This window comes from Mucilaginibacter sp. NFR10, from assembly GCF_900100445.1.
Taxonomy (GTDB): Bacteria; Bacteroidota; Bacteroidia; order Sphingobacteriales; family Sphingobacteriaceae; genus Mucilaginibacter; species Mucilaginibacter rubeus.
The window spans coordinates 89,052-110,971 of sequence record NZ_FMTV01000005.1 but is presented as its reverse complement, the minus strand read 5'-3'; the positions used below and the strand labels follow the sequence as shown (position 1 = coordinate 110,971).

Below are 21,920 nucleotides of genomic sequence, written 5' to 3'. Positions count from 1 at the left end.
TAACAACAGGGCATCCTCAACTTGTTTACTTAGTTTTGAAAGACTTACGAAGTATTTGGAACTTCGTAAGTCTTTCAAAGCTGCTTACCGTTTCAATTCATATTTAGCAGGCACATCAGGTACCAGTTTAAATACCGCAGCCGCAAGCGGCGGTATAGTAATTTTGATAGACTGGCTTTTGCCATGCCAGCTTACCTGATCGCTGTTTACAGGCTCATAATTGATGATGCCGCTGCCCCAGTATTTTTCATTATCCGAATTAAAGATCTCTTTCCACTTACCGGCAGCGGGTACGCCTATGCGATAATCACGGCGTACAACAGGGGTCATGTTCAGAATGATCATCAGGTCGTTTTTACTGTCGTGTCCCATCCGGCGGTAAACCAGTATGGAATCATTGGCATTGCCGCCGTCAACCCACTCAAAGCCCTGGTGCGAAAAGGCCTTTTCATATAGCGCAGGCTCTGTACGGTATAAATGGTTCAACGCCTTAACTGTTTCGCTAATACCCTGGTGATTTGGATACTGCAGCACATGCCACTGTAACGATTTGCCGAAATCCCATTCATCGCCCTGCCCAAATTCGCCGCCCATAAAGAGTAGTTTTGAACCGGGGTGTGTGAACATGTATCCGTACATCAGTCTCAGGTTAGCAAATTGCCTCCACTCATCGCCGGGCATTTTGCGCAACATACTACCTTTACCATAAACAACCTCATCATGCGAGAAAGGCAGCATAAAGTTTTCGGTAAAGGCATATATGGTGCTAAAAGTTATTTCGTTATGATGATATTTACGATGGATAGGATCCTCATGAAAGTAATCGATAGTATCATGCATCCAGCCCATCATCCATTTCATCCCAAAGCCCAGGCCGCCTAAATAAACCGGGCGACTAACGCCGGTAAATGACGTAGATTCTTCAGCTATGGTTTGTACCGATGGGAAATGGCTGTAAACAGCTTCGTTAAATTCTTTCAGAAATGATATAGCTTCGAGGTTTTCGTTACCGCCATACCTGTTAGCTTCCCATTCGCCATGCTTGCGCGAATAATCAAGGTACAGCATTGAGGCCACCGCGTCAACGCGTAAACCATCGGCATGATACCTTTCCAGCCAAAAAAGCGCGTTGCTGATCAGAAAAGCCCTTACCTCGTTTCGGCCGTAGTTAAAAATATATGATTTCCAGTCGGGGTGAAAACCTTTGCGGGCATCGGCATGCTCATAGAGGTGTGTACCGTCAAATTTATACAGCGCATGGATATCTCCCGGAAAATGCGAAGGCACCCAATCCAGGATTACGCCAATACCGGCTTTGTGGAATTCTTCAATCAGGTACATCAGTTGTTGTGGTGTACCGTAGCGTGATGCCGCTGCAAAATAACCACTTACCTGGTAACCCCAGCTCGGATAATACGGGTGTTCCATAATAGGCATAAACTCTACATGGGTGAAGCCCATTTCCTTTACATAAGGCACCATTTTTTCGGCAAGCTGAGTGTAAGTTAAAAACTCGTCCGGACTTTCGGGATTACGCGCCCATGAACCCAAATGCACTTCGTAAACCGAATATGGCCTGTCGAGCGCGTTATGTTCATGACGGTTCTGCATCCAATCCTGATCCTTCCACTCATAAAAAGTATCGGCAACTATAGAGGCAGTACGCGGCGGCAGTTCCCAGCGTAAAGCAAAGGGATCGCTTTTTTCCAGGTCTTCGCCGGTTGATGATTTGATATAGTATTTATACGTTTCGCCATTGCCAACATTTGGAATAAAACCTTCCCAAATACCCGATGAATCCCAACGGGCATTCAAGCTATGCGAACCGCGGTTCCAGCCGTTAAAGTTGCCAATTACCGCTACGTATTGTGCGTTTGGAGCCCAAACGGCAAAATAAGTCCCAATAACACCCTGATATTCCACTACATGCGAGCCCAGTTTTTCGTACAGCTTATAATGTTTGCCCGACTTAAATAAACTGATATCAAAATCCGTAAAACGGCTGTATGGTTCAACGGCTTTAAGCTTTACAGGTTGCGGGGTAATTTCTGTCGGGTTATTGGCATTCACCGCTTTCGACTTAACCGGCGCAGCTTTTTTAACGGCTGAAGGCTTCTCAGCAGCAGTCGATTTTGTTTTAACCGGCTCAGCTTTCTCTGCAACGATAGGCTTTTCGGCAGCCGCTGTTTTTGTTTTAACTGCTTTTTTAGGTTCCGGGGCTCCTGTTTCAGGCGTTACTTTATCGGCTTTGACCTTAGTGACGGCTTTTTTTTCCTTTACAGGCTTTGTATCCGGTAAGGGGTTCTCGGTTTTAGTTGTTTTTTTGGCCATGATATAGATAACCTGTTAGGGTGTTAGTAAATAACCCAAATCACAGAAATGAGTTTGGTTTATATGTAATCAAATATAACAGGATTAATATATTATGCAGGGTTTTGGAGATTTATTTTTGGAGGGAAGATCGTCTGAATCAGAATTTACCGAATTTGAGAATTAACAGGATAACTTGTCTGAACTGATTTATTGAATTAAGAGAATTTATTAAATTTACTAAGCATTCTGTCCGTTCATCTAATCCAATAAATTCGAATTCATACAAAAAACGCCATTGCAGTAGCAATGGCGTTTTAATGAGATAGCCTTAACGTGAGCAAAGCTATAAAGGTTTTTTTTCTTGATTTACAAGGCTACAGCTACCTTTAACCTTTTGCCCTTCAGCTTTAACCTCTTCTAAATACTATCTGCTTATTTCAATATGTTTAAAGTTTTTACTGTATTTAAACTCTACCGTTTTATCATCATTTAGTTGAAATTCTTTTACCTCTTTGCCATCTACTTTTATTTTTGATGGCGTAAACGGCAAACCTATCAGGTTAAAATGATAGCCGTCATAGCGTGGGGTATACAAACCTTCCAGGCTCTGATCAATGGTTAAATTTTTGCTGCTGCCATTTACCACAAACTTTTTCTCCAGGTAAATATCCTGCTCGTAAGCAAAGGTTTCGCCGTAATCTTCAAACAGGAATGAATTTACTTCATAATCGGTATAGTAAATATTCAGCTTTACTTCTTCAATCTCTTTGTGGCCAACATACTGCATTACCGGGTATTCAGGGATTACCGAACCTGCTTTAATGAATAGAGGCATGGTTTCAAGTGGGGTATCTACTGATACTTCCTGGCCGCCGTTAACAACCTCGTGAGTCCAGAAGTTGTACCATTTACCTTTAGGCAGGTATACGTTGCGTTTGATCTGGCCAGGTTCCATTACAGGGCAAACCAGGATCTTATCTCCATAAGTAAACTCATCCTGGCGGAAGTGGTTTAGCTGTGTGTCCTGCTCATGCATTACAACCGGCCTCAAAATTGGGAACCCATAGCGGTGGTGCTCCCAGAAAGTGGAGTACAGGTAAGGGATCAAGCGGTAACGCAACTCGATAAACTTACGGTTGATGGCAGTGAATGGTTCGCCAAAACTCCATGGCTCGCGCTCTTTGGTATCACCTGCCGAGTGCGCACGCATAAACGGCGAAAAGGTGCCCATCTGAATCCAGCGGGTAAACAGTTCGCCATCGGGCTCACCACTAAAACCGCCAATGTCGGTACCGCAAAACGGAATGCCCGATATCGACAAGCGCTGACACTGGATATTACCCAGCTTCAGGTGTTCCCATGAGGCTACGTTATCACCGGTCCAAACCGATGAAAAGCGTTGTACACCTGAATAACCTGCCCTTGTAATAGTAAAAGGGCGTTTGTTTTTCATGATCTTGCGCAAGCCTTCGTAGGTTGAGCGTACCATCTGCATGCCATAAATATTATGCGCCTTGCGGTGTGATCCACGGTAACCATCGTACTGGTGACGCACATCATCAGGGAAGGTACCGGCACCAAATACAGCAGGCTCATTCATATCGTTCCAAACACCGGCAACGCCCATTTGAACCAATTCGTCAAACAAACCGCCCCACCATTCGCGCACTTCAGGATTGGTAAAATCTGGAAACTGGCAACGGCCTGGCCATACGTGGCCCTCCATAAAGTAATCATCGCTTCGGCGGCAGAAATATCGCTTCTCCTTACCCTCCCTGAATACCTCGTAGTTGTCATCCACACGGATCCCCGGATCAATAATTACCACCGTTTTAAAGCCATCAGCCGCAAGCTCGCTGATCATTTTTTTAGGATCGGGGAAATACTTACGGTTCCAGGTAAAGCAGCGGTAACCATCCATATAATCGATATCCAGATAGATACCATCGCATGGGATCTGGTTTTCGCGGAAACCTTTGGCTATCTTCTTAACCTTAGCTTCAGGATAATAGCTCCAGCGGCATTGATGGTAACCCAGCGCCCAAAGCGGTGGCATAGGGTGTGTACCGGTTAAGGTGTGGTAGCTTTTTACCACGTCCATCATGTGCGGCCCGTGGATATAGTAATATTGCAGTTCGCCGCCATCAGCCCAAAAACTTGTTTTAGTCCTGTCTTCGGCGCCAAAGTCAAATTGCGCTTTAAATGTATTATCAAAAAAGATACCGTGTGCTATACCCTCGTTTACGCTGATATAAAAAGGGATACTGCGGTACAAAGGGTCCTGGTTCCACTGAAACGAGTAGGCATCAGTGTTCCAGTTTTTTAGCCTTTTGCCACGCAGGTTAAATTCGGTTGGTTTATCGCCTAAGCCAAAGAAGCTTTCGTCGGGTGCGCAGGTTTTGGTGCAAAACACATAATAACCGCCCGCCTGCACGTTCTCTTCCCAATGCATTGGCACAGCATCGATGCTGGTTACATGGTTACTGCTATCTGAAAAAGAGATAAAGAAATCCTTTTTGCGGATATGGCAGTTCACTTTATAAGTAGATACCCGAAATTCATTATCATCTTCATGCAGAGTAAAACCTGCCGCCTTGGTTGGCAGCTTAGGCACCCCGTATGAAAAATCGTCTAAAAAAACGCTATGCGGCGCAAGCCTCACACGGATAATCTCGTCGGTAACAACTATAACTTCAACTTTAGCATCGCCATCAGTAAAGTAGAACTTATTCCCCACCTGATCAGCATGATTGGGTACACCGAGATACTTTTTTACAACCGGCTTAATACCATCGGCAGGGTTATTAAGGTGGTGAAATTCCTCTTCTTCTTCAAGTAAGTTTTCTGCTTCAATTAACTTACTGGTTATCAACTCCGGATTTGGGGTATTACTTTCCATTCAAACAAATTAGTGGCTTCTGCAAAGATGTATAAAGTGTACTTACTACGCAATATACAATAATTGAATTAACGAAAAACCATTAACCGTGCCAAATCCTTAATTTTTATTCAATTTGCAGCTTCAATTATTTGAATTTTCTTACCATCCTGAACAAAAAGAACAGCTATCGCCCCCAGGAACATAAAAATACCGGCCATTACTAAAGCATAAATGGCATGCCCGCTGTATGCATATTTCACTATCGGACCACCAATAATGCCATTAACTATTTGCGGAAAAGTAATAAAGAAATTAAAAATGCCCATGTACACGCCTATCTTTTTGGCTGGTATTGAGCTTGATAGAATAGCATAAGGCATAGCAAGGATACTACCCCAAGCCAAACCGACACCAATCATTGACAAGATCAGCAGACGGGGATCAGGAATAAAGAATACTGAGATTAACCCTAAACCGCCCATAGTTAATGAAAACGCATGTGCTTTTTTTCGGCTCAGTTTTTTAACTATGCGGGGCAATAACAAAGCATACACTGCCGATACTAAATTATATACACCAAACAATACATTTACCCAGTTGGCGGCATCATTATAAGCTGCCGAAGAAGTATCCCCTGCCGAGATGTGGTAAACATGATCAACAACTGCCGGGGTTGTAAACACCCACATAGAGAAAAGTGCGAACCAGGAGAAAAACTGTACCAACCCTAATTGCTTCATAGTTTTGGGCATATTGACCAGGTCGGAGAAGATCTCCAACAAACCGCCTTTATGCCCAGATACCGTTTCGTCCTTTTCATGAAAGGTTGCATAAACTTCGGGGGGATATTCTTTAGTGCGGACTACAGTCCATAAAATAGCGCCTATTAAAACCGCGGCACCAATGTAAAATGAATACAGCACATTATTAGGCACAATGCCCTGATCGGCTGTTTTGGCTATTCCAAACCATTCGGCAAAAACATAAGGTAGCCATGAACCAATTACAGCGCCTACACCTATCAAACAGGTTTGCATGGAAAAACCGGTTGTATGCTGGCTATCGGGCAGGTTATCAGCCACCAAAGCTCTGAAAGGTTCCATAGCTACGTTGAATGAAGCATCCATAATCATGAGCATGCCAGCGCCTACTACTATCGGCGGGATCAGCGCTGCCAACATAGATGAGTTGGGCATAAAAAACAATGCCAAACCCGATAAAATAGCGCCTGTTAAAAAGTAAGGGCGGCGGCGACCAAGACGGTTCCAGGTCCTGTCGCTGTAATGACCAATGATAGGCTGAACAACCATGCCTGTTATAGGCGCGGCCAACCAAAACCACGACAAATGCTCCACATCGGCACCAAAGGTTTGGAGGATGCGGCTTGCGTTACCTGTTTGTAAGGCAAAACCAAACTGGATGCCCAAAAAGCCGAAACTCATGTTAAAGATCTGCCAAAAGCTTAACCGTGGCTTTTGCGCGATGGTTGGTTTACTCATAATTGGTTTTATAATGTCAGAATCAAAATTCACAGATTTTTTTGGATTTTCAGAATATCAGGGTGTCATGCTGAGCCTGTCGAAGCATGGCGGCGAAGGCCTCTGCGCGCGACCCTTCGACAAGTTCAGGGTGGCAGGCCCGCACGGAACACTACGACCTTTCACAACATGACAAGCATTCTGTCAATTCTAAAATTCTGTAAATTCTGATCAAAACTCCAGCAACAATCCACTCATGGCTGGCAGGCTTACTTCAACACCATTACGTATATCATCGGTATTGAATTTAGCGCCGCTTAGCAGATCGGTGAATTGTTTATGGCCGCTTTGATTTAATTTTGTTAACAGGTCTTCCGGAAGCTTTACGGTTAGTTTACGCTCACTCCGGTTAAAATTGGTTATTACTAATATACGTTGATTGTTGGTATAACGGGCGTAGATATACAAACGGGTGTCAAATCCGGGCTGACGCTCGTTAGCGATCATCAGCTCATAAAAAGCACCCGATTTAAGAGCTTCACTATTGCGCACTGCGTTAAGCAGGTTATGATAAAAGCCGCGAAGCTTTTGCTGATCGGCAGATAGTTGCGCGCCATCGTACTCGTGATTATTCACCCATTTTTGATACTCAGGCACTCCCCAGTAATCAAAGATGGAAGTGCGGCCGTCATTACCGCTAAAGCCTTCGTTGCCTATAGCAGGTTCGCCTACTTCCTGGCCAAAGTAAACCATCACCGGGCCGGTATTTAAAGTGGCTGTTACGATCATGCCGGGAACGGCCAGCCAAGGGTTACCCGCAAAATCATTTGAAGCAATGCGCTGCTCATCGTGGTTTTCCATAAACCGGAGCATGTGCTCGTCGATGCCTTTGCTATCATGGTTCCAAACAGCATTGATTTCCCAGGTTGATGAGTTATGCTCATCGCGGGTAAGGCGTTTGATGGCATCGTACAGGCCTACCTTATCGTACAGGTAATCAAACTTGCCTTTATAAATATAATCGTTATATTTTCCTTTATCGTAAGCTTCACCAATGAATACCAAACCAGGATGTTCGGCTTTTAGTTTGGGGATCACCCATCCCCAAAATTCAATCGGCACCATCTCAACCATGTCGCAGCGGAAACCGTCGACACCTTTTTCGCTCCAGTAATGCAGGATATCATAAACCTTATTCCAAAGCGGGGGGATGGGGTCGAAATGACCGCGGCGATGATCCATGTAGTCAACACCGTAGTTCAGCTTCATGGTCTCGAACCAATCGTTGATTGATGGTGCAGCACTGAATACATCATTACCGGTTGCCTTAGCAGGATTTTCATCAAATTTACCATCCTTCAGCGGGCTTTTAAACTCATCGCCTCCGGGATTATAGCCTGACGGCACAACAAAAGGCTGACCGGGCATATAGTAAAAATCATTGGTTGGGCTAAAAGCTTTGCTCTTATCATCGTGCTGGCCAAAATCACGTACACCGGCAGGCTTAACGTCCGAACCATAGGTACGGGCTACGTGGTTAGGTATCAGGTCCATCAGTACCTTTAAGCCGTTGTTATGGCTACGCTTGATCAGTGCCTCATACTCGCCGATACGGTTTTTAACATCAACAGCCAGGTCGGGATCGATATCGTAATAGTCTTTAATAGCATAAGGTGAACCTGCCCTGCCCTTTACAATATCCGGATCATCGGCTTTAATACCATATTGCGAATAATCAGTCATGGTTGCATGCTCAATTACACCGGTATACCAAACATAGGTAAAGCCCATTTTTTTAATTTCCTGAAGGGCCTTATCATTGATATCGTTCAACTTGCCTACACCGTTTTCCTCAATAGATCCATTGGTTTTATTAAATGTGTTGGTATTGCCAAACAGGCGGGGCAATAACTGGTATATGATGAGCTTATGGTTGGTAGTTTGTTCCATGCGTTTTTTTGTATGATGTGGTTTTACCTGTGCCAACGTAATAACGGGCAACATTGTTGCAGCAATAAAACACGTAAATACCTTATTGCCTTTCATTACGCTTCAATCAGGAGTTCATCATTGGCTTTCACCGATTGCTCTTTACCATAAACCAGCACTGTTGTTTCCACATCCGAAGCGTTTTTGATCTGCACACCTTCTTTGCTCACTTTAATATTCAGCAAGGCACCGCGGAAACCAATATGGAACGAAAATGACGACCATTTTTCGGGAATGAATGGCTGAAATACCAGCTTTCCATCTCTTACACGCATCCCGCCAAAGCCTTCAACAACAGCCATCCAGGTGCCGGCCATAGAAGTGATATGGCAGCCATCTTCAGTATCGTTGTTGTAATCATCCAGGTCTAAGCGAGCCGTGCGCAGGTAAAACTCATAAGCACGGGCTTCATCGCCGAGCTTGGCAGCCAAAATAGCGTGCACGCATGGTGATAACGATGATTCATGCACCGTACGCGGCTCATAAAAATCAAAGTTGCGGCGAATGGTATCTATATCGTACTGATCTTCAAAAAAGTAAATTCCCTGCAATACGTCGGCTTGTTTAATGTAGCATGAACGCAGGATTCTGTCCCAGCTCCATTTTTGGTTGATAGGACGTTCGGAAGCCGGCAGGTCTTTTACCAGGATCTGCTCTTTATCCAGGTAGCCGTCCTGTTGTAAAAACACCTGGCGTTTCTCGTCGTACGGATAATACATCTTTTGGATGATATCCCTGAAACGGCCAAATTCGGTTTCCTCATTCAGGCTTACCTTGCTCACCAATACGGCGTATTTTTCCGGATCAGCTGCTTTTATTTTATCAGCAACATCAACGGTATATTGCATACACCACGTAGCAATAGTACTGGTGTACCAGTTATTGTTTACGTTGTTCTCGTATTCGTTTGGCCCGGTTACACCCAGCATTACATATTGCTGTCTATCCTCCGACCAGTTAACCCTTTGCGACCAAAACCTGGCTATACCTAACAATACCTCAAAACCGTAATCGCCTAAATAAGCTTCATCGCCGGTATAACGCACATAGTTATAAATAGCAAACGCAATAGCCCCATTACGATGGATCTCCTCAAAAGTGATCTCCCATTCGTTATGACATTCGGTACCATCCATGGTAACCATCGGGTATAATGCTGCGCCATTTTTAAAGCCTAATAATTGCGCGTTTTCAATGGCTTTGCCCAATTGTTTATAGCGATAAAGCAACAAATTACGGGTAACCTTTTGCGGCGCGGTAGAGAGGTAAAAAGGCACGCAATAGGCCTCGGTATCCCAATAGGTAGAGCCTCCGTACTTTTCGCCGGTGAAACCTTTGGGACCGATATTCAGTCGGTCATCTTCGCCGGTATAGGTTTGGTTAAGCTGGTAAATATTGAAGCGGATGGCCTGTTGTGCAGAAACATCGCCATCAATAATAATATCGTTATGCTTCCATTTTTCGGCCCAGGCAGCAGCTTGTTCGGCCAGCATGGTATCAATACCTTTGATGCTGATACGGTTAAGCGTGTCACTTAACTGCTCAATCAGTTCTTCGGGTTTATAGTTTTGCGATGAAAGGTTGGCGGCGTATTTAACCATCGTGATGCTTTCACCCTGTTTTGCCTGCACATCAACTTTAGCAGCTACATATTTTTCTTTTTCAATAGCTTGAACAATGGGTTCGGTAGCGCCATGGTTTTGTAAGACACTGAATCGCATACCTGTAGCCACCTCAAAACCCGTTTTTTTGGTGCGCATTAAGATGTAACCACCATCGCTTTGTGACACCTTGCTTACTTCGTCCCAAAACTTTTCATCATAGTTGGAATCTTTGTTCACCACATCGCCATCAATTGAAGGCGTTAAGGTGATAGCCCCACTGAAGTTTAACGGCGTAAGGGTGTATTTGATAGCACCTGTTTCATCATCTGCCATGCTGCAAAAGCGGATAGCCTCTACTTTTACTTCTTTACCCGATGCTGTTTTAGCGCTAAAATCGCGCTTCAGGTAACCTTCTTTCATGTTTAGTTCCCGGCGAAAACTGAATACTTCGCATTTAGCAAGGTCAAGTTGCTCGCCATCAATTACCACATCAATACCAATCCAGTTGGCGGCGTTAAGCACTTTGGCAAAATATTCGGGATAACCATTCTTCCACCAGCCTACACGGGTTTTATCGGGATAGTACACCCCGGCTACGTAGTTGCCCAACAGGGTATCGCCGCTGTAAGCTTCTTCAAAATTGGCGCGCTGGCCCATGCGGCCATTACCTAAGCTGAAGATACTTTCAGAAATTTTATTGTAATGAGGATCGAAGCCTTCTTCAATTATCTTCCACTCATCAGCTTTTATGTAGTTTTTCATTTGCCCCCTCTAAATCTCCCCCTAAAAGGGGAGACTTTTAGTTTAATAGTTAATAGTTTATTATGCCTCCATGCAATTCAAAAGCCCTCTCCCTTTAGGGGAGGGTTTGGGTGGGGCTATAGTTTATACAATTTATCCAGTGTCATTTCATCCAAACCTTTAATAACCAGGTTGGCGCCTTTAAGTATATCGGATGAGCCAATGCCTACCACTTTCATATCCCCGGCAATGGCTGCCTCAACACCAGCAATGGCATCTTCAAATACCACACATTCTTCGGGTTCAACGCCCAGGGCCTGCGCTCCTGCCAAAAACACTTCAGGGTCGGGCTTAGCTTTGCTTACCTTATTGCCATCAATTACTGCATCAAACATATCGGTGATACCAATTTTCTCCAATATGGTCATTGAGTTTTTACTGGCGGAACCCAGCGCCGTTTTAAGACCTACCGCACGGCAGGTTATTAAAAACTCTTTGGCACCAGGCAGGATCTCTTCGGGTTTCATCTGGTTTACCATTTCCATATACCAGGTGTTTTTTTGAGTAGCCAACTGCTCCTGCTCGGCTTCTGTTTTGGTAACGCCACCCCAGCCCAGGATCAATTGCAGCGAACGTACCCGGCTTACGCCCTTCAGCTGTTCGTTCTGATGTTCAGTAAAATCAAAGCCAAGCGAATTGGCCAGCCTTTTCCAGGCTTTATAATGGTAAACGGCAGTATCGACTATCACACCGTCAAGGTCAAAAATACAGGCTTTTATTGTATTCATTTTTTTGGGTAAAACACAGGGAATTAGTCCCCTAAGATATTATTTTAATGAGTAACACCGGGTATTAATTCTAACACTAAAGTTGTCTTGCCTGGTATAGTGACTTTATCCAGACCAATCATTTCATCCGTTAGTACATTCTTTGCTTTTTTAGCATCGCCGATACGCTCAAAATACCGTGCGGTAGTAGTTTCCTGTTCCTTATCGCTGCTGTTGAACATGACCATCACCGTTTTTTGGGCATCATATCTAAAATAAACATAAATACCTTTTTCGGGTACAAATTGCATCATTTTACCGGTTTGCAGGGCAGTAGTGCCTTTGCGATAATTAGCCAGCTTGCTCACATAATTAAAAGCGTCATTTTCTTTTTTACTGCGGCCTTCGGCGGTAAATTTATTTTCCTTATCGCCGGCCCAGCCGCCCGGGAAGTCCTCGCGTACCAAACCATCAGGGTTCGAGTAGTTTTTCATCAGAATCTCATCGCCATAATACATTTGCGGCACGCCCCTCATGGTCAGCAGCATAGCCATAGCCGATTTGTATTTGGTAATATCCTCCCCTACCATTGATAATAAACGGCTCATATCATGGTTATCCATAAATATGGTATTGCGGGTGGCATCCTGGTACAGAAAGTCCTGAGCCACTACCGAATACAAGCGACCAACGCCGTCGGTCCAGCCATCGTTACCATTAATAGCTTCATAAATGGCATCTTTTAAAACAGCATCGGTTACGCCGGGTAGCTGCGTATCAAAACCTCGGTTAACCGTATTGCCCTGCGTAAAAAATGCCTGGTTAGCGGCAGACCATACCAGCGTTTCGCCAAATATGGAAAGCTTAGGGAACTCGGCTTTTACATCTCTCGCCCATTTGGCCATATAAACAGGTTCATTATAAGGATAAGTATCCAGCCTGAAACCGTCGATACCAGCATACTCCACCCACCAGATGTGGTTTTGGGTAAGGTAGTTTTGCACGTAAACATTATTTTGGTTTAAATCGGCCATGCGGTGGTCAAACCAGCCGTCCTGCATCAGTTTGCGGTCCATTGGCGAGGCGTGCGGATCCATCACCGCAGCATCCCTGAAGTTTGATTTGGTGTACGCTGGCCATTGGTGTACCCAGCTTTTCATCGGCATATCCTGTATCAGGTAACCTTCAGTACCTGCGTGATTGTGTACAAGGTCTTTAATAACCTTAAGCTCCATGCTGTGGCATTTTTCGACAAACTTTTTGTAAAGGTCGTTAGTGCCGTAGCGGGGATCGATCTTGTAATAATCGGTAACGGCGTAACCGTGGTACGAAGCACTTGGCTCGTCGTTCTCAATTTCGGGTGTAAGCCAGATAGCAGTTACCCCTAAATTTTTCAGGTAATCCAAATGGTTCATGATCCCCTGAAGGTCCCCCCCATGGCGGCTGAACATCGAATCGCGGTGGATGCCTCGCTCACGCAGGTTATCAAATGAGTCGTTGGCGGCATCGCCATTGCTAAACCTGTCGGGCATAATGAGATAGATCAGATCTTTATTGGTAACGCCCTGCGCCCTGCCTGCAGATCTGTCGCGTTTGTTAAGCGTATAATTATATGTAAGGTCTTTTTCACCTGCTTTCTTAAATTTTATCGGGAACGTTCCCGGAATGGCCGATGAAAAAATTTGCAGGTCGATGAATAAATAATTCGGATTTTCAACTTTATGAACTGCTTTAAGCTTTACACCGGGGTAAGTAAGCACTACATTACGGGCGGCAATGTTGTTGCCATGCACAACCAGTTGGAGGTTGGGATTGCTCATGCCAACCCACCAGGACATGGGCTCAACTCGCTCAAGTGCAGGCGTTTGTGCCTTTACACCCAAAGCAGCCAGCAAGCAGCATAAGGCGGATAGTAAGGTTTTTCTCATATAAAAAATGATAAAAGGATAATTGGTTAGGTTACAGACAAGCCCATAACCACGCTCCAAATTTATAATAAAATTTATTGCTTGTATGAAAAAAAATAACTCACACTAATTATTTCGAATTAGAGCGAATTACACGAATTTGCTTATCCATCATAATTTGTCGATCCCGAAGCATTCGTACTAATAAATTCCCATACTAATTTGGCTAATTAAATTACATTAATGCCTCTACGCAATAATTCGTGTAATTCGATTAAATTGTATTGAACATGCAAGACATTCGTGTTGAAATTATTTTCTATCTTTATTTGGATTGATTACAAATAATACCAATATTTGCAACCATTATATGATTGCGACCACCGAACTATCTTTATGGACCGATGTTTTCAGCACCAAGGCAGGTGCCGTTTACCAGTGCGATGCAGAACGTTGCTGGTATGTTGATTTCGCCGGTAAGGTTGCCCGGTTTGATCATCGCAATTTCTTAAAATTACGCAAAGCGGTTTATGCTATCGACATTGAGGAAAAGTTGCTGAACACCTCTACCGATCCTGACGTGGAGATCATTTTCATCTGCGCCTGCGACCATTGTTATGTACTTTCACTGGCTCAGATCATCAGCCTGAAAGATCTTTTAGAAGGCACTTTTGTAATGCTGGAACTCAACCACATTATCCACGACCGCCTTTACAGCAACTCACTGTAATTAGACTAATTATCAACACAATTTAGATTAATTTCATATTGTCTTTAAATTAAACTAATATGCTTTTACAGCATTATTATTGTATATAATTATCCTGCGATAAGACATATAACATTAATTTATCAAGACCATGAAAGACCTACTCCGCATAAAAAGCCTGATATCATCAGATATAGAAGCGCTTTTAAATCAGCAAGTTAAAAAAGAAGCATTTTCTTCGTCAGCATATTTGGCCATGGCATCATGGTGCAATCGAAACGGTTATGATTTTTCGTCAGAATATTTTTTCAAACAAGCCGAAGAAGAGCGCCATCACCAGCTAAAATTTTATAAATATATCCTTGATATGGGCGGCAATGCGATATCACCCGAAGTAACCGGCATTAAACAGGAATATAATTCATTCCGCGAAGTGTTTGAAGACGCCCTCGACCAGGAAATTAGCGTTACCAACGCTATCAAAAACATATATGCGCGCTGCATGAAAGAACAGGATTTTGTTACTATGGAGTTCCTGAACTGGTTCCTGAAAGAACAACGCGAAGAAGAATATAAAGCCCGCCGCGCCCTCGAACTGTTTGAGGTTATCGGCGAAGAAGGTACCGGCAGATGGCAAATTGACAAGCATGTTGGTCAGATAAAATATGATAGTGAGGCTTAAGCCCTACCCTGCCCCCTCCAGAAGGAGAGGTTTCCAACCAAAATGCCTTTCGATAAAAGAAAGGCATTTGTTTTAACATCTTATTTTAAGGAGACTGGATCGTAAATCAAATGATGCGGTTTTTTTTGTTTTGGTGGCTCTTTCCTTTTCATATGATACCTTCGGCATTACCCTGCAAACACAAAAAAACCGGCGATTGCTGGCCGGCTTTTTATAAGGTCGAAAAAAAGCTTATTTTCTGAAATCGGTCGATTTGCTGATATTCTCGAAAGCAGCCAGGTCTTTCTGAACGGCTTCGATCTTGTTTTGCGCCATAGCGAATGAATCTGAACCCAGGAATAAGTGCAGCGGGCGCTCTCCCATTTCAGCCACCTTGATGAAGGCTAAAGCCGCATTTTCGGGGTCGCCGGGTTGGTTGCCGATCACTTGTTCGTTGTGGATCACTTCCAGGTCGCGGGCTTCCTTATAGTCATTGATCGGGTTTACTGCGGTGCGCAATGAGCCTTGCAGCAGGAAATTGGTCTTGAAATAGCCGGGATAAACGATGGTGGCAGTTACGCCCAGTGATTTTGCTTCAGCCGAAAGCGCTTCGGTAAAGCCGGCAACCGCGAATTTGGTGGCGTTGTATATACCCCATCCGGGGAAAGTGCCCAGGAAACCGGCTATTGAAGAGATATTAAAGAATGCACCTGATTTCCTGGCGCGAAATATCGGCATTACGTTACGGATCACATTTAGCGAACCGAATACGTTGACGTCGAAGTTTTTGCGGGCTTCGTCGTCGGACAGTTCCTCCAATGTGCCGAGCTGCCCGTAACCGGCGTTATTCACAACTACATCGATCGTGCCTAATTTAGCAACTATCGCAGTAACCGCTTCGGCTACACTGTTATTGTCGGTCAGGTTCACCTGCAGCGGAAGAAAATCATCGCCACTGTAGCCCACCTCGGTACGTAAGGCTTCTGCATCCCTTGAAGTAGCCGCTACCTTGTAGCCTTCAGTTAACAACCGTTTTACTAAACTTAAACCTAATCCTTTTGAGGCTCCTGTAACGAACCATACTTTCTGTGTTTTCATTTTCTTGATCATTAATTGTATGGTACAAAATTGCGCAGGAAGGCCCTGAAGGCACTTATTCGAATCACAGGAAAATTTGTGAGTTTCAAATATGAGTGGAAACAGCCGCATTTCTGCGGAATTCTGAAGGGGAAACAAGGGCCTTTTTCTTGAATAGGGAGGTAAAGGCGGCCTGGCCGGAGAAGCCCAGCCCATCGCTGATCTCATTGATACCCCAGTCGGTTTGCACGAGTAAGGATTTGGCCTCATGGATCAGACGATCCTGTATATGTTCCCGCAGGGTTTTTCCTGTCTGATTGCGAACAAGGGAATTCAGATAATTGGGGTGCACATGCAGTTGGTCTGCAAATTCAGCCGCCGTTTTAAGCTTAACGGAGGAGTCGCGTTCCTGTACCTGAAAGGATGATTCCAGTAAGGATAAGAAACGGTAGATATAGCTATAACCTTCCGAAGCCTTCGTGCGAATCAGGTTCTTGCCAGCGCGCCGGCTTTCGAGCAACAGCATCTGCAACTGTAATAAAATCGCCTGCTTTTTATCGTCGCTGTTACCGCGGTCTTCCCGGTGCATCGTTTCGAAATAACCGTTGATCGTGGCCGACTGTTCGTCGGTCAGTTGGATCACCGCCTTATCAGTCTCAAAGTTCGGGAACTGCCGGAACAACTGAAGCACATGGTCGGCTTCGAGCCCGAAGTAGTTCGGATGGATCAGGCAGAAATGTCCGCCTGTCTCTGCTGAGGTGGTTTGCCAGGACATGATCTCGTCGGGGTGGAGAAAAGCGATCTCATTCCGCCCCATTTCGTAGCGGTGAAGGCCGATGGTCAAAACTCCGGTGCCCCGGGTCATATGGAAGATCTTGTAAAATTTACGACGGTGCGGCGATATATAATCCTTAATCGGGTAAGTGTCCCGGTTTTGAATGACAAAGTATTGCGAATCAACCGGGTAATGCTCTACGTTGAGCAATGGCTGCTGGTAGTTGTCCGCTGCGAAAGTTTCCAATGGCATGCGGGGGATCGTTGAATTTTCCATGGGCCCGGGGTAATGTAATTTGATTCGGCGCAAAGTTAGTGAATTTTAATAGCGCTGTCCAAGCCTGACAAAGCCGGGGCTCATGATACAGCATCTTTGGAAGAAGTCACTCAATCAGATCCATCAACTTCAACACCTCTTTAGGGTGATATTCTTTCAACCAGGTGTTGCCGGGCTGGATACTGCACACAGGAGCATATTTACACCTGTCAGTGCATTCGGTTTCAATTACCTCCAACTCTTCGGGGGCGTGATGATGTTTAATGTACGATTTTGCGATCTTGTACATTTCCTTACCGCCTCGTTTTCCGCATTTGCTGCCTACGCATACGTACAACACTTTATCAGGTATGGTAAATTTGCTCATAATGGCAATTATTAAGAATATGTTAATAATCAGCAAAGTTAATGCTTTAATGTCCCAATCGTATCTGAACCGGGATTTAATTGGATTTACAAGATTGAAAGGGCTTTATTACAGTGCCGCTGTCCAATTCGATACGCATACATCGACATGGTGCCGATGCCAATTTTTTTTAATTGTATATTTTAAAAGATAAATTTGAAATTCAATGTAGGGGTTAAGCCAACCCATTAGCATTAAACAAAGCTAAGTATATGAAAGCAATTGAAATTATCTCCATCCCAGTAACCGACCAGCAGGCAGCCAAAGCGTTTTACCTAAAAATTGGTTTTGAAATATTAGTTGAAGCTAACTTTGAAAAACAAACCTGGATCCAGATGGCATTTCCGGGCTCGCCTGTTTCCATCACCCTGGTAAACTGGTTCCCGGAAATGCCTGCAGGTAGTGTACGCGGCCTTGTAATTAAAACCGACGACCTGGATAAAGATATAGCAGACCTTAAAGCCAAAGGCCTTGAAGTAGGCAATGTTGACACAACCCCATGGGGCCGCTTTGCCACTGTTAAGGATCCCGACGGAAATGCGTTGAGCCTGCATGCGAAATAATTTCAGATGCGCAAATATGCAAATTTTGAATGCGCAGATTATTTGTTAGATAAGCTCATCAAATCTATCTGCACATCTGAAATCTGCACATCTATAAATTCATCTGCATATTTGCGCATTTGAAATCTGCACATCAATAAATTCATCCAAAATCCGCACATTAATATATGACATTTAAAAAGTACTCTGCCCTACTTCTCCTCATATTACTTATAATTGCCGGTTGTAATCCCAATAATACCAAACAACCCGATGCCAGTGTTTATAAAGTTGTGAAAATAAAAGATGGTGATACTTTGGGTTTGCTTACCGGCGATAACCAGCAGATTACTGTGAGGCTTGCCGAAATTGACTGCCCTGAAAAATCGCAGGCCTTTGGACAGGCAGCTAAAAAATTCACTTCCGATCTGTGTTTTGGTAAAGAGGTGAGATTAATTGGCAACGAGCATGATCGCTATGGCCGTACTGTTGCGCAGGTAGTACTTATCGATGGCACCAATGTAAATTATGCGCTGGTAAAAAATGGCTACGCATGGCAGTATAAAGCCTATTCCAAAAACACCGAACTGGCTGCTCTGGAACAACAGGCCCGCGAAGATAAACTTGGTTTATGGCAGGATGCCAATCCTACCCCGCCCTGGGATTTTCGCCGGGAAAAGAAACAACCTAAGACAGACTCACTTCAAACTCCTAAACCTAAAAAACATTATCGCAAGCGTAAGCCAAGACTTGAATATGCAGCCTAAATGGTTAACTTTAGGGGCATCATCATCCAAGCAATGAAGTTTACCAAAGCATTCATATCTATCTTTTTCACATTACTGCTCATTTGGGCACTGCAAACTAAAATAAGCCTCGTTCCACCATTAGGAAAATTCCTGAGCCCTGCTGATGGTTTTTGGCAAAATGCCGAAAGCAAGCACATTTTGCCAACGCTCGACCTGAAACTTAAAGGCTTACAGGGCAAGGTTACCATTAAATTTGATGAGAATCATATCCCGCACATTTTCGCACAGAACGAGCACGACCTGTACTTTGCCCAGGGATATATGACCGCAACCGACCGTCTTTGGCAAATGGATATCCAAACCCGGCAGGCAGCAGGCAGGCTGGCTGAAGTTATTGGCCCCAAAGTATTGGATATCGACCGCTATCACCGCCGCATGGGAATGGTTTACGGCGCCGAAAAAACAATAAAGGCAATGATGGCCGATCCAGTAGTGCGCAACATGATCCTGGCGTATACCGATGGCATCAACAGTTATATCCATCAGCTAAGCCCGAGGAGTTACCCCATAGAATTTAAACTCCTGAACTACGCCCCCGAAGACTGGAAACCTATCAACTGCGCCTTTTTGCTTAAGCTAATGTCGGAAACATTGGCCGGCGGCTCAAACGAATTTGCCATGACCAATATCCTGCGCAAATTTGGCCCGGCCACTACAAATGATCTTTTTCCCGATTATCCTATGCACGAAGATCCCATCATCCCCACAGGGACAAAATGGGATTATTTTAAACCACTGCCCATTCCCAAACCATCTGCTAATTTTTTAGCCGGCATGGCAGATAGTACAAATACTAAACCCCGTGTTGAAGGTATCGGCAGCAATAACTGGGCTGTAGCGGGCAGTAAAACAGCAAGCGGGTATCCTATTTTAGCTAATGACCCGCATCTTAACCTCACACTACCTTCTATCTGGTACCAGGTACAGCTTTCGGCGCCGGGTATGAATGTTTATGGCGTATCATTACCGGGTGCGCCCTGTGTTATTTTAGGTTTTAACAATAACATCAGCTGGGGTATTACCAATGTTGATGCCGACGTATTGGACTGGTACCAGGAAAAATTCAGGGATACCAAAATGGAGGAATACTGGTACAACAACAAATGGAATAAAACTACCCGCCGTGTTGAAAAAATTGAAGTACTTGGTCAAAAACCGGTTTATGATACAGTAGTTTATACGCACCATGGCCCGGTTGTGTATCAAAACAATGCTCAAAAAGCCGATGGCCCTGATTTTGTTCCGGTTGGGCATTCTTTAAGGTGGATAGCGCACGAATCATCCAACGAACTGATGGCTATGTACCTGCTTAATACAGGCAAAAACTATAACGATTACCGCAAGGCGCTTACCTTTTTCAGCGCCCCTGCTTCAAATTTTGTTTTTGCCAGTAAAGACGATATCGCCATAACGCCAAACGGTAAATATCCGCTTAAATACAAAGACCAGGGGAAATTTATTTTAGATGGAACCGATCCTGCCGACGACTGGCATGGTTGGGTACCATTTGAGCAGGATCCCACCATTAAAAATCCGCCTCGGGGATTTGTAAGCTCAGCCAATCAGTCGTCAACAGATCCGTCTTATCCTTATTATATCAACTGGTCATTTGCACCCTATGAACGCGGTAAACGCATTAATGACAGACTTTCCGTTATGACCAAAGCCACCGTTGATAGTATGCGCATCCTCCAAACAGATGTTTACAGTATCCGGGCACAGGACATTTTACCAACCCTACTTAAATATATCGACCCAACCAAACTTAATGCTGCACAACTTAGTGCTTACGATCAAATCAATAAGTGGGACAAAAATTTTACGCCGAATTCAATAGGTGCCACTGTATTTTCCAACTGGTGGTCGCAATTGTACAATGCTGTGTGGGGGGATGATTTTGCAGATAAAACCCTGCAAAACAATTTTCCTTCTGTAGATCGCACAGAAAAGCTACTGCTTAAAGAGCCAACTTCCAAATGGTTTGATGACATCCGCACACCGGCAAAGGAAACCGCGGCAGATATCGTTAATAAAGCTTTTGCAGCTGCGGTAAAGGAAATTACCGACAGATGTGGTAAACCCGGAGCAAACTGGCAATGGGGTAAATTTAAAAAAATGGAGATAGCGAGCCTTTCACGCCAACCGGCTTTTGGTTCGGGTAATTTTGAATCGGGTGGCACAGCATCAACAGTTAATGCCCTTCACGACGGGCATGGCCCGTCATGGCGTATGGTGGTGCAAATGGGCCCCAAAGTAAAAGGTTACGGTATTTTTCCCGGCGGCGAATCAGGTAATCCCGGCAGTTTTTTTTATAACGATATGTTCAAAACCTGGAATGAGGGAAAGTTAAAAGAACTACTCTTCATGCAATCGGTAAGTGAACAGTCACCACGCATTAAATCAACTTATACATTAACCGGTAAATAATAGCACTATGTTGTTCTTCATCATACTTATACTTTCATTTGCCAGCGGATATTTTTTACCCTGGTGGATAGTTGCCGTCATATCTTTTTTAACGGCCCTTTTTATTGGCACAACAGCAAAAAGTTCTTTCTGGCAAGCCTTTACAGCGGTTTTGGTGGTGTGGATAGTACTGGCTCTCTTTAAAAGCATACCCAATGACCATATCATGGTTACAAGGATGGCCCACTTATTTCATCTGCCTGGCTGGGGCTATATATTAGCTGTAACCGGCATTTTAGGAGGCTTAGTGGGCGGCATGTCGGCACTTTCGGGACTACTGCTTAAACGGGCATTTCAAAGGCATTAAAACAAAAATACCCGGAATTTAGCCGGGCATTTTTGTTTATCAGTGCATTATTTTTAAAACGAAGCCAATGTTTCTTTTAATGTTTTAACCGCTTCGGTATTGCTACTCGCCTGCGCAAAAATATCCTGCGAGGTGGCTTTGGCTCCATAATAAGCTGCATTTGAATCCTTATCAATGCCCAGGTTTGAGCCATTGATGTTTATCAGCGCATT

17 protein-coding genes are annotated in these 21,920 nt (G+C 44.2%); 6 read left to right on the top strand and 11 right to left on the bottom strand.

Translation table 11 applies throughout. The features are described from left to right. Positions 1–84: 84 nt before the first annotated feature. The 7 genes from glgB to BLP33_RS17565 form a co-directional block, all read right to left on the bottom strand. The gene (gene glgB / locus BLP33_RS17600) at positions 85–2,331 is read right to left on the bottom strand and encodes a 1,4-alpha-glucan branching protein GlgB (RefSeq protein ID WP_090531496.1); all 2,247 of its coding nucleotides are present in this window, start codon (positions 2,329–2,331) and stop codon (positions 85–87) included. Positions 2,332–2,737: 406 nt separating this feature from the next. Then, complete coding sequence (locus BLP33_RS17595; RefSeq protein ID WP_090531494.1) at positions 2,738–5,212, bottom strand: TIM-barrel domain-containing protein; 2,475 nt, start codon at positions 5,210–5,212, stop codon at positions 2,738–2,740. A 110-nt stretch (positions 5,213–5,322) separates the two neighbouring features. After that, positions 5,323–6,693, bottom strand: a complete 1,371-nt coding sequence (locus BLP33_RS17590) for an MFS transporter (protein ID WP_090531493.1) — start codon at positions 6,691–6,693, stop codon at positions 5,323–5,325. 210 nt (positions 6,694–6,903) lie between these two features. Next, entirely contained in the window at positions 6,904–8,622 is a 1,719-nt protein-coding gene (locus tag BLP33_RS17580) for an alpha-amylase family glycosyl hydrolase (RefSeq protein ID WP_090532035.1), read from the bottom strand. 95 nt (positions 8,623–8,717) lie between these two features. Continuing rightward, positions 8,718–11,027, bottom strand: a complete 2,310-nt coding sequence (locus BLP33_RS17575) for a glycoside hydrolase family 65 protein (RefSeq protein WP_090531489.1) — start codon at positions 11,025–11,027, stop codon at positions 8,718–8,720. A gap of 116 nt (positions 11,028–11,143) precedes the next feature. Continuing rightward, complete coding sequence (gene pgmB, locus BLP33_RS17570) at positions 11,144–11,794, bottom strand: beta-phosphoglucomutase (RefSeq protein ID WP_090531487.1); 651 nt, start codon at positions 11,792–11,794, stop codon at positions 11,144–11,146. A 44-nt stretch (positions 11,795–11,838) separates the two neighbouring features. Further along, entirely contained in the window at positions 11,839–13,701 is a 1,863-nt protein-coding gene (locus BLP33_RS17565; protein WP_090531485.1) for a glycoside hydrolase family 13 protein, read from the bottom strand. A 349-nt stretch (positions 13,702–14,050) separates the two neighbouring features. Between BLP33_RS17565 and BLP33_RS17560 the strand changes: the two genes are divergently transcribed. Together BLP33_RS17560 and BLP33_RS17555 are read left to right on the top strand one after the other, a co-directional pair. Next, positions 14,051–14,410 (top strand): hypothetical protein, encoded by a 360-nt coding sequence (locus tag BLP33_RS17560; RefSeq protein WP_090531483.1) that lies wholly within the window; start codon positions 14,051–14,053, stop codon positions 14,408–14,410. 130 nt (positions 14,411–14,540) lie between these two features. Then, a complete protein-coding gene (locus BLP33_RS17555) occupies positions 14,541–15,071 on the top strand; it encodes a ferritin (protein WP_090531481.1) in 531 nt (176 codons plus the stop codon). Between the two features lie 231 nt (positions 15,072–15,302). Here BLP33_RS17555 and BLP33_RS17550 read toward each other — a convergent pair whose 3' ends face one another. The 3 genes from BLP33_RS17550 to BLP33_RS17540 all read right to left on the bottom strand — a co-directional run bounded on the left by BLP33_RS17550 (position 15,303) and on the right by BLP33_RS17540 (position 17,545). Continuing rightward, positions 15,303–16,148 (bottom strand): SDR family NAD(P)-dependent oxidoreductase, encoded by an 846-nt coding sequence (locus BLP33_RS17550; protein WP_090532034.1) that lies wholly within the window; start codon positions 16,146–16,148, stop codon positions 15,303–15,305. An 85-nt stretch (positions 16,149–16,233) separates the two neighbouring features. Further along, positions 16,234–17,178, bottom strand: a complete 945-nt coding sequence (locus BLP33_RS17545) for a helix-turn-helix domain-containing protein (protein WP_090531479.1) — start codon at positions 17,176–17,178, stop codon at positions 16,234–16,236. Between the two features lie 106 nt (positions 17,179–17,284). After that, positions 17,285–17,545 (bottom strand): (2Fe-2S) ferredoxin domain-containing protein, encoded by a 261-nt coding sequence (locus BLP33_RS17540; protein ID WP_090531477.1) that lies wholly within the window; start codon positions 17,543–17,545, stop codon positions 17,285–17,287. A gap of 251 nt (positions 17,546–17,796) precedes the next feature. On the opposite strand from BLP33_RS17540, the gene BLP33_RS17535 reads away from it, so the two are divergent. The 4 genes from BLP33_RS17535 to BLP33_RS27200 all read left to right on the top strand — a co-directional run bounded on the left by BLP33_RS17535 (position 17,797) and on the right by BLP33_RS27200 (position 21,708). Then, entirely contained in the window at positions 17,797–18,147 is a 351-nt protein-coding gene (locus BLP33_RS17535; RefSeq protein ID WP_090531475.1) for a VOC family protein, read from the top strand. A 167-nt stretch (positions 18,148–18,314) separates the two neighbouring features. Further along, a complete protein-coding gene (locus BLP33_RS17530) occupies positions 18,315–18,893 on the top strand; it encodes a thermonuclease family protein (protein WP_090531473.1) in 579 nt (192 codons plus the stop codon). 33 nt (positions 18,894–18,926) lie between these two features. After that, positions 18,927–21,362, top strand: a complete 2,436-nt coding sequence (locus BLP33_RS17525; RefSeq protein WP_090532032.1) for a penicillin acylase family protein — start codon at positions 18,927–18,929, stop codon at positions 21,360–21,362. A 7-nt stretch (positions 21,363–21,369) separates the two neighbouring features. Continuing rightward, positions 21,370–21,708 (top strand): hypothetical protein, encoded by a 339-nt coding sequence (locus BLP33_RS27200; RefSeq protein ID WP_139160015.1) that lies wholly within the window; start codon positions 21,370–21,372, stop codon positions 21,706–21,708. 53 nt (positions 21,709–21,761) lie between these two features. Here BLP33_RS27200 and BLP33_RS27880 read toward each other — a convergent pair whose 3' ends face one another. Continuing rightward, positions 21,762–21,905: a YSC84-related protein gene (locus BLP33_RS27880; protein ID WP_371328327.1), complete on the bottom strand. Its 144-nt coding sequence runs from the start codon at positions 21,903–21,905 to the stop codon at positions 21,762–21,764. Positions 21,906–21,920: the final 15 nt, after the last annotated feature.

Coding starts and splice junctions, on each gene's coding strand:
- glgB (WP_090531496.1), bottom strand. CDS start 2,331: ATGGCCAAAAAAACAACTAAAACCGAGAACCCCTTACCGGATACAAAG.
- BLP33_RS17595 (WP_090531494.1), bottom strand. CDS start 5,212: ATGGAAAGTAATACCCCAAATCCGGAGTTGATAACCAGTAAGTTAATT.
- BLP33_RS17590 (WP_090531493.1), bottom strand. CDS start 6,693: ATGAGTAAACCAACCATCGCGCAAAAGCCACGGTTAAGCTTTTGGCAG.
- BLP33_RS17580 (WP_090532035.1), bottom strand. CDS start 8,622: ATGGAACAAACTACCAACCATAAGCTCATCATATACCAGTTATTGCCC.
- BLP33_RS17575 (WP_090531489.1), bottom strand. CDS start 11,027: ATGAAAAACTACATAAAAGCTGATGAGTGGAAGATAATTGAAGAAGGC.
- pgmB (WP_090531487.1), bottom strand. CDS start 11,794: ATGAATACAATAAAAGCCTGTATTTTTGACCTTGACGGTGTGATAGTC.
- BLP33_RS17565 (WP_090531485.1), bottom strand. CDS start 13,701: ATGAGAAAAACCTTACTATCCGCCTTATGCTGCTTGCTGGCTGCTTTG.
- BLP33_RS17560 (WP_090531483.1), top strand. CDS start 14,051: ATGATTGCGACCACCGAACTATCTTTATGGACCGATGTTTTCAGCACC.
- BLP33_RS17555 (WP_090531481.1), top strand. CDS start 14,541: ATGAAAGACCTACTCCGCATAAAAAGCCTGATATCATCAGATATAGAA.
- BLP33_RS17550 (WP_090532034.1), bottom strand. CDS start 16,148: ATGAAAACACAGAAAGTATGGTTCGTTACAGGAGCCTCAAAAGGATTA.
- BLP33_RS17545 (WP_090531479.1), bottom strand. CDS start 17,178: ATGGAAAATTCAACGATCCCCCGCATGCCATTGGAAACTTTCGCAGCG.
- BLP33_RS17540 (WP_090531477.1), bottom strand. CDS start 17,545: ATGAGCAAATTTACCATACCTGATAAAGTGTTGTACGTATGCGTAGGC.
- BLP33_RS17535 (WP_090531475.1), top strand. CDS start 17,797: ATGAAAGCAATTGAAATTATCTCCATCCCAGTAACCGACCAGCAGGCA.
- BLP33_RS17530 (WP_090531473.1), top strand. CDS start 18,315: ATGACATTTAAAAAGTACTCTGCCCTACTTCTCCTCATATTACTTATA.
- BLP33_RS17525 (WP_090532032.1), top strand. CDS start 18,927: ATGAAGTTTACCAAAGCATTCATATCTATCTTTTTCACATTACTGCTC.
- BLP33_RS27200 (WP_139160015.1), top strand. CDS start 21,370: ATGTTGTTCTTCATCATACTTATACTTTCATTTGCCAGCGGATATTTT.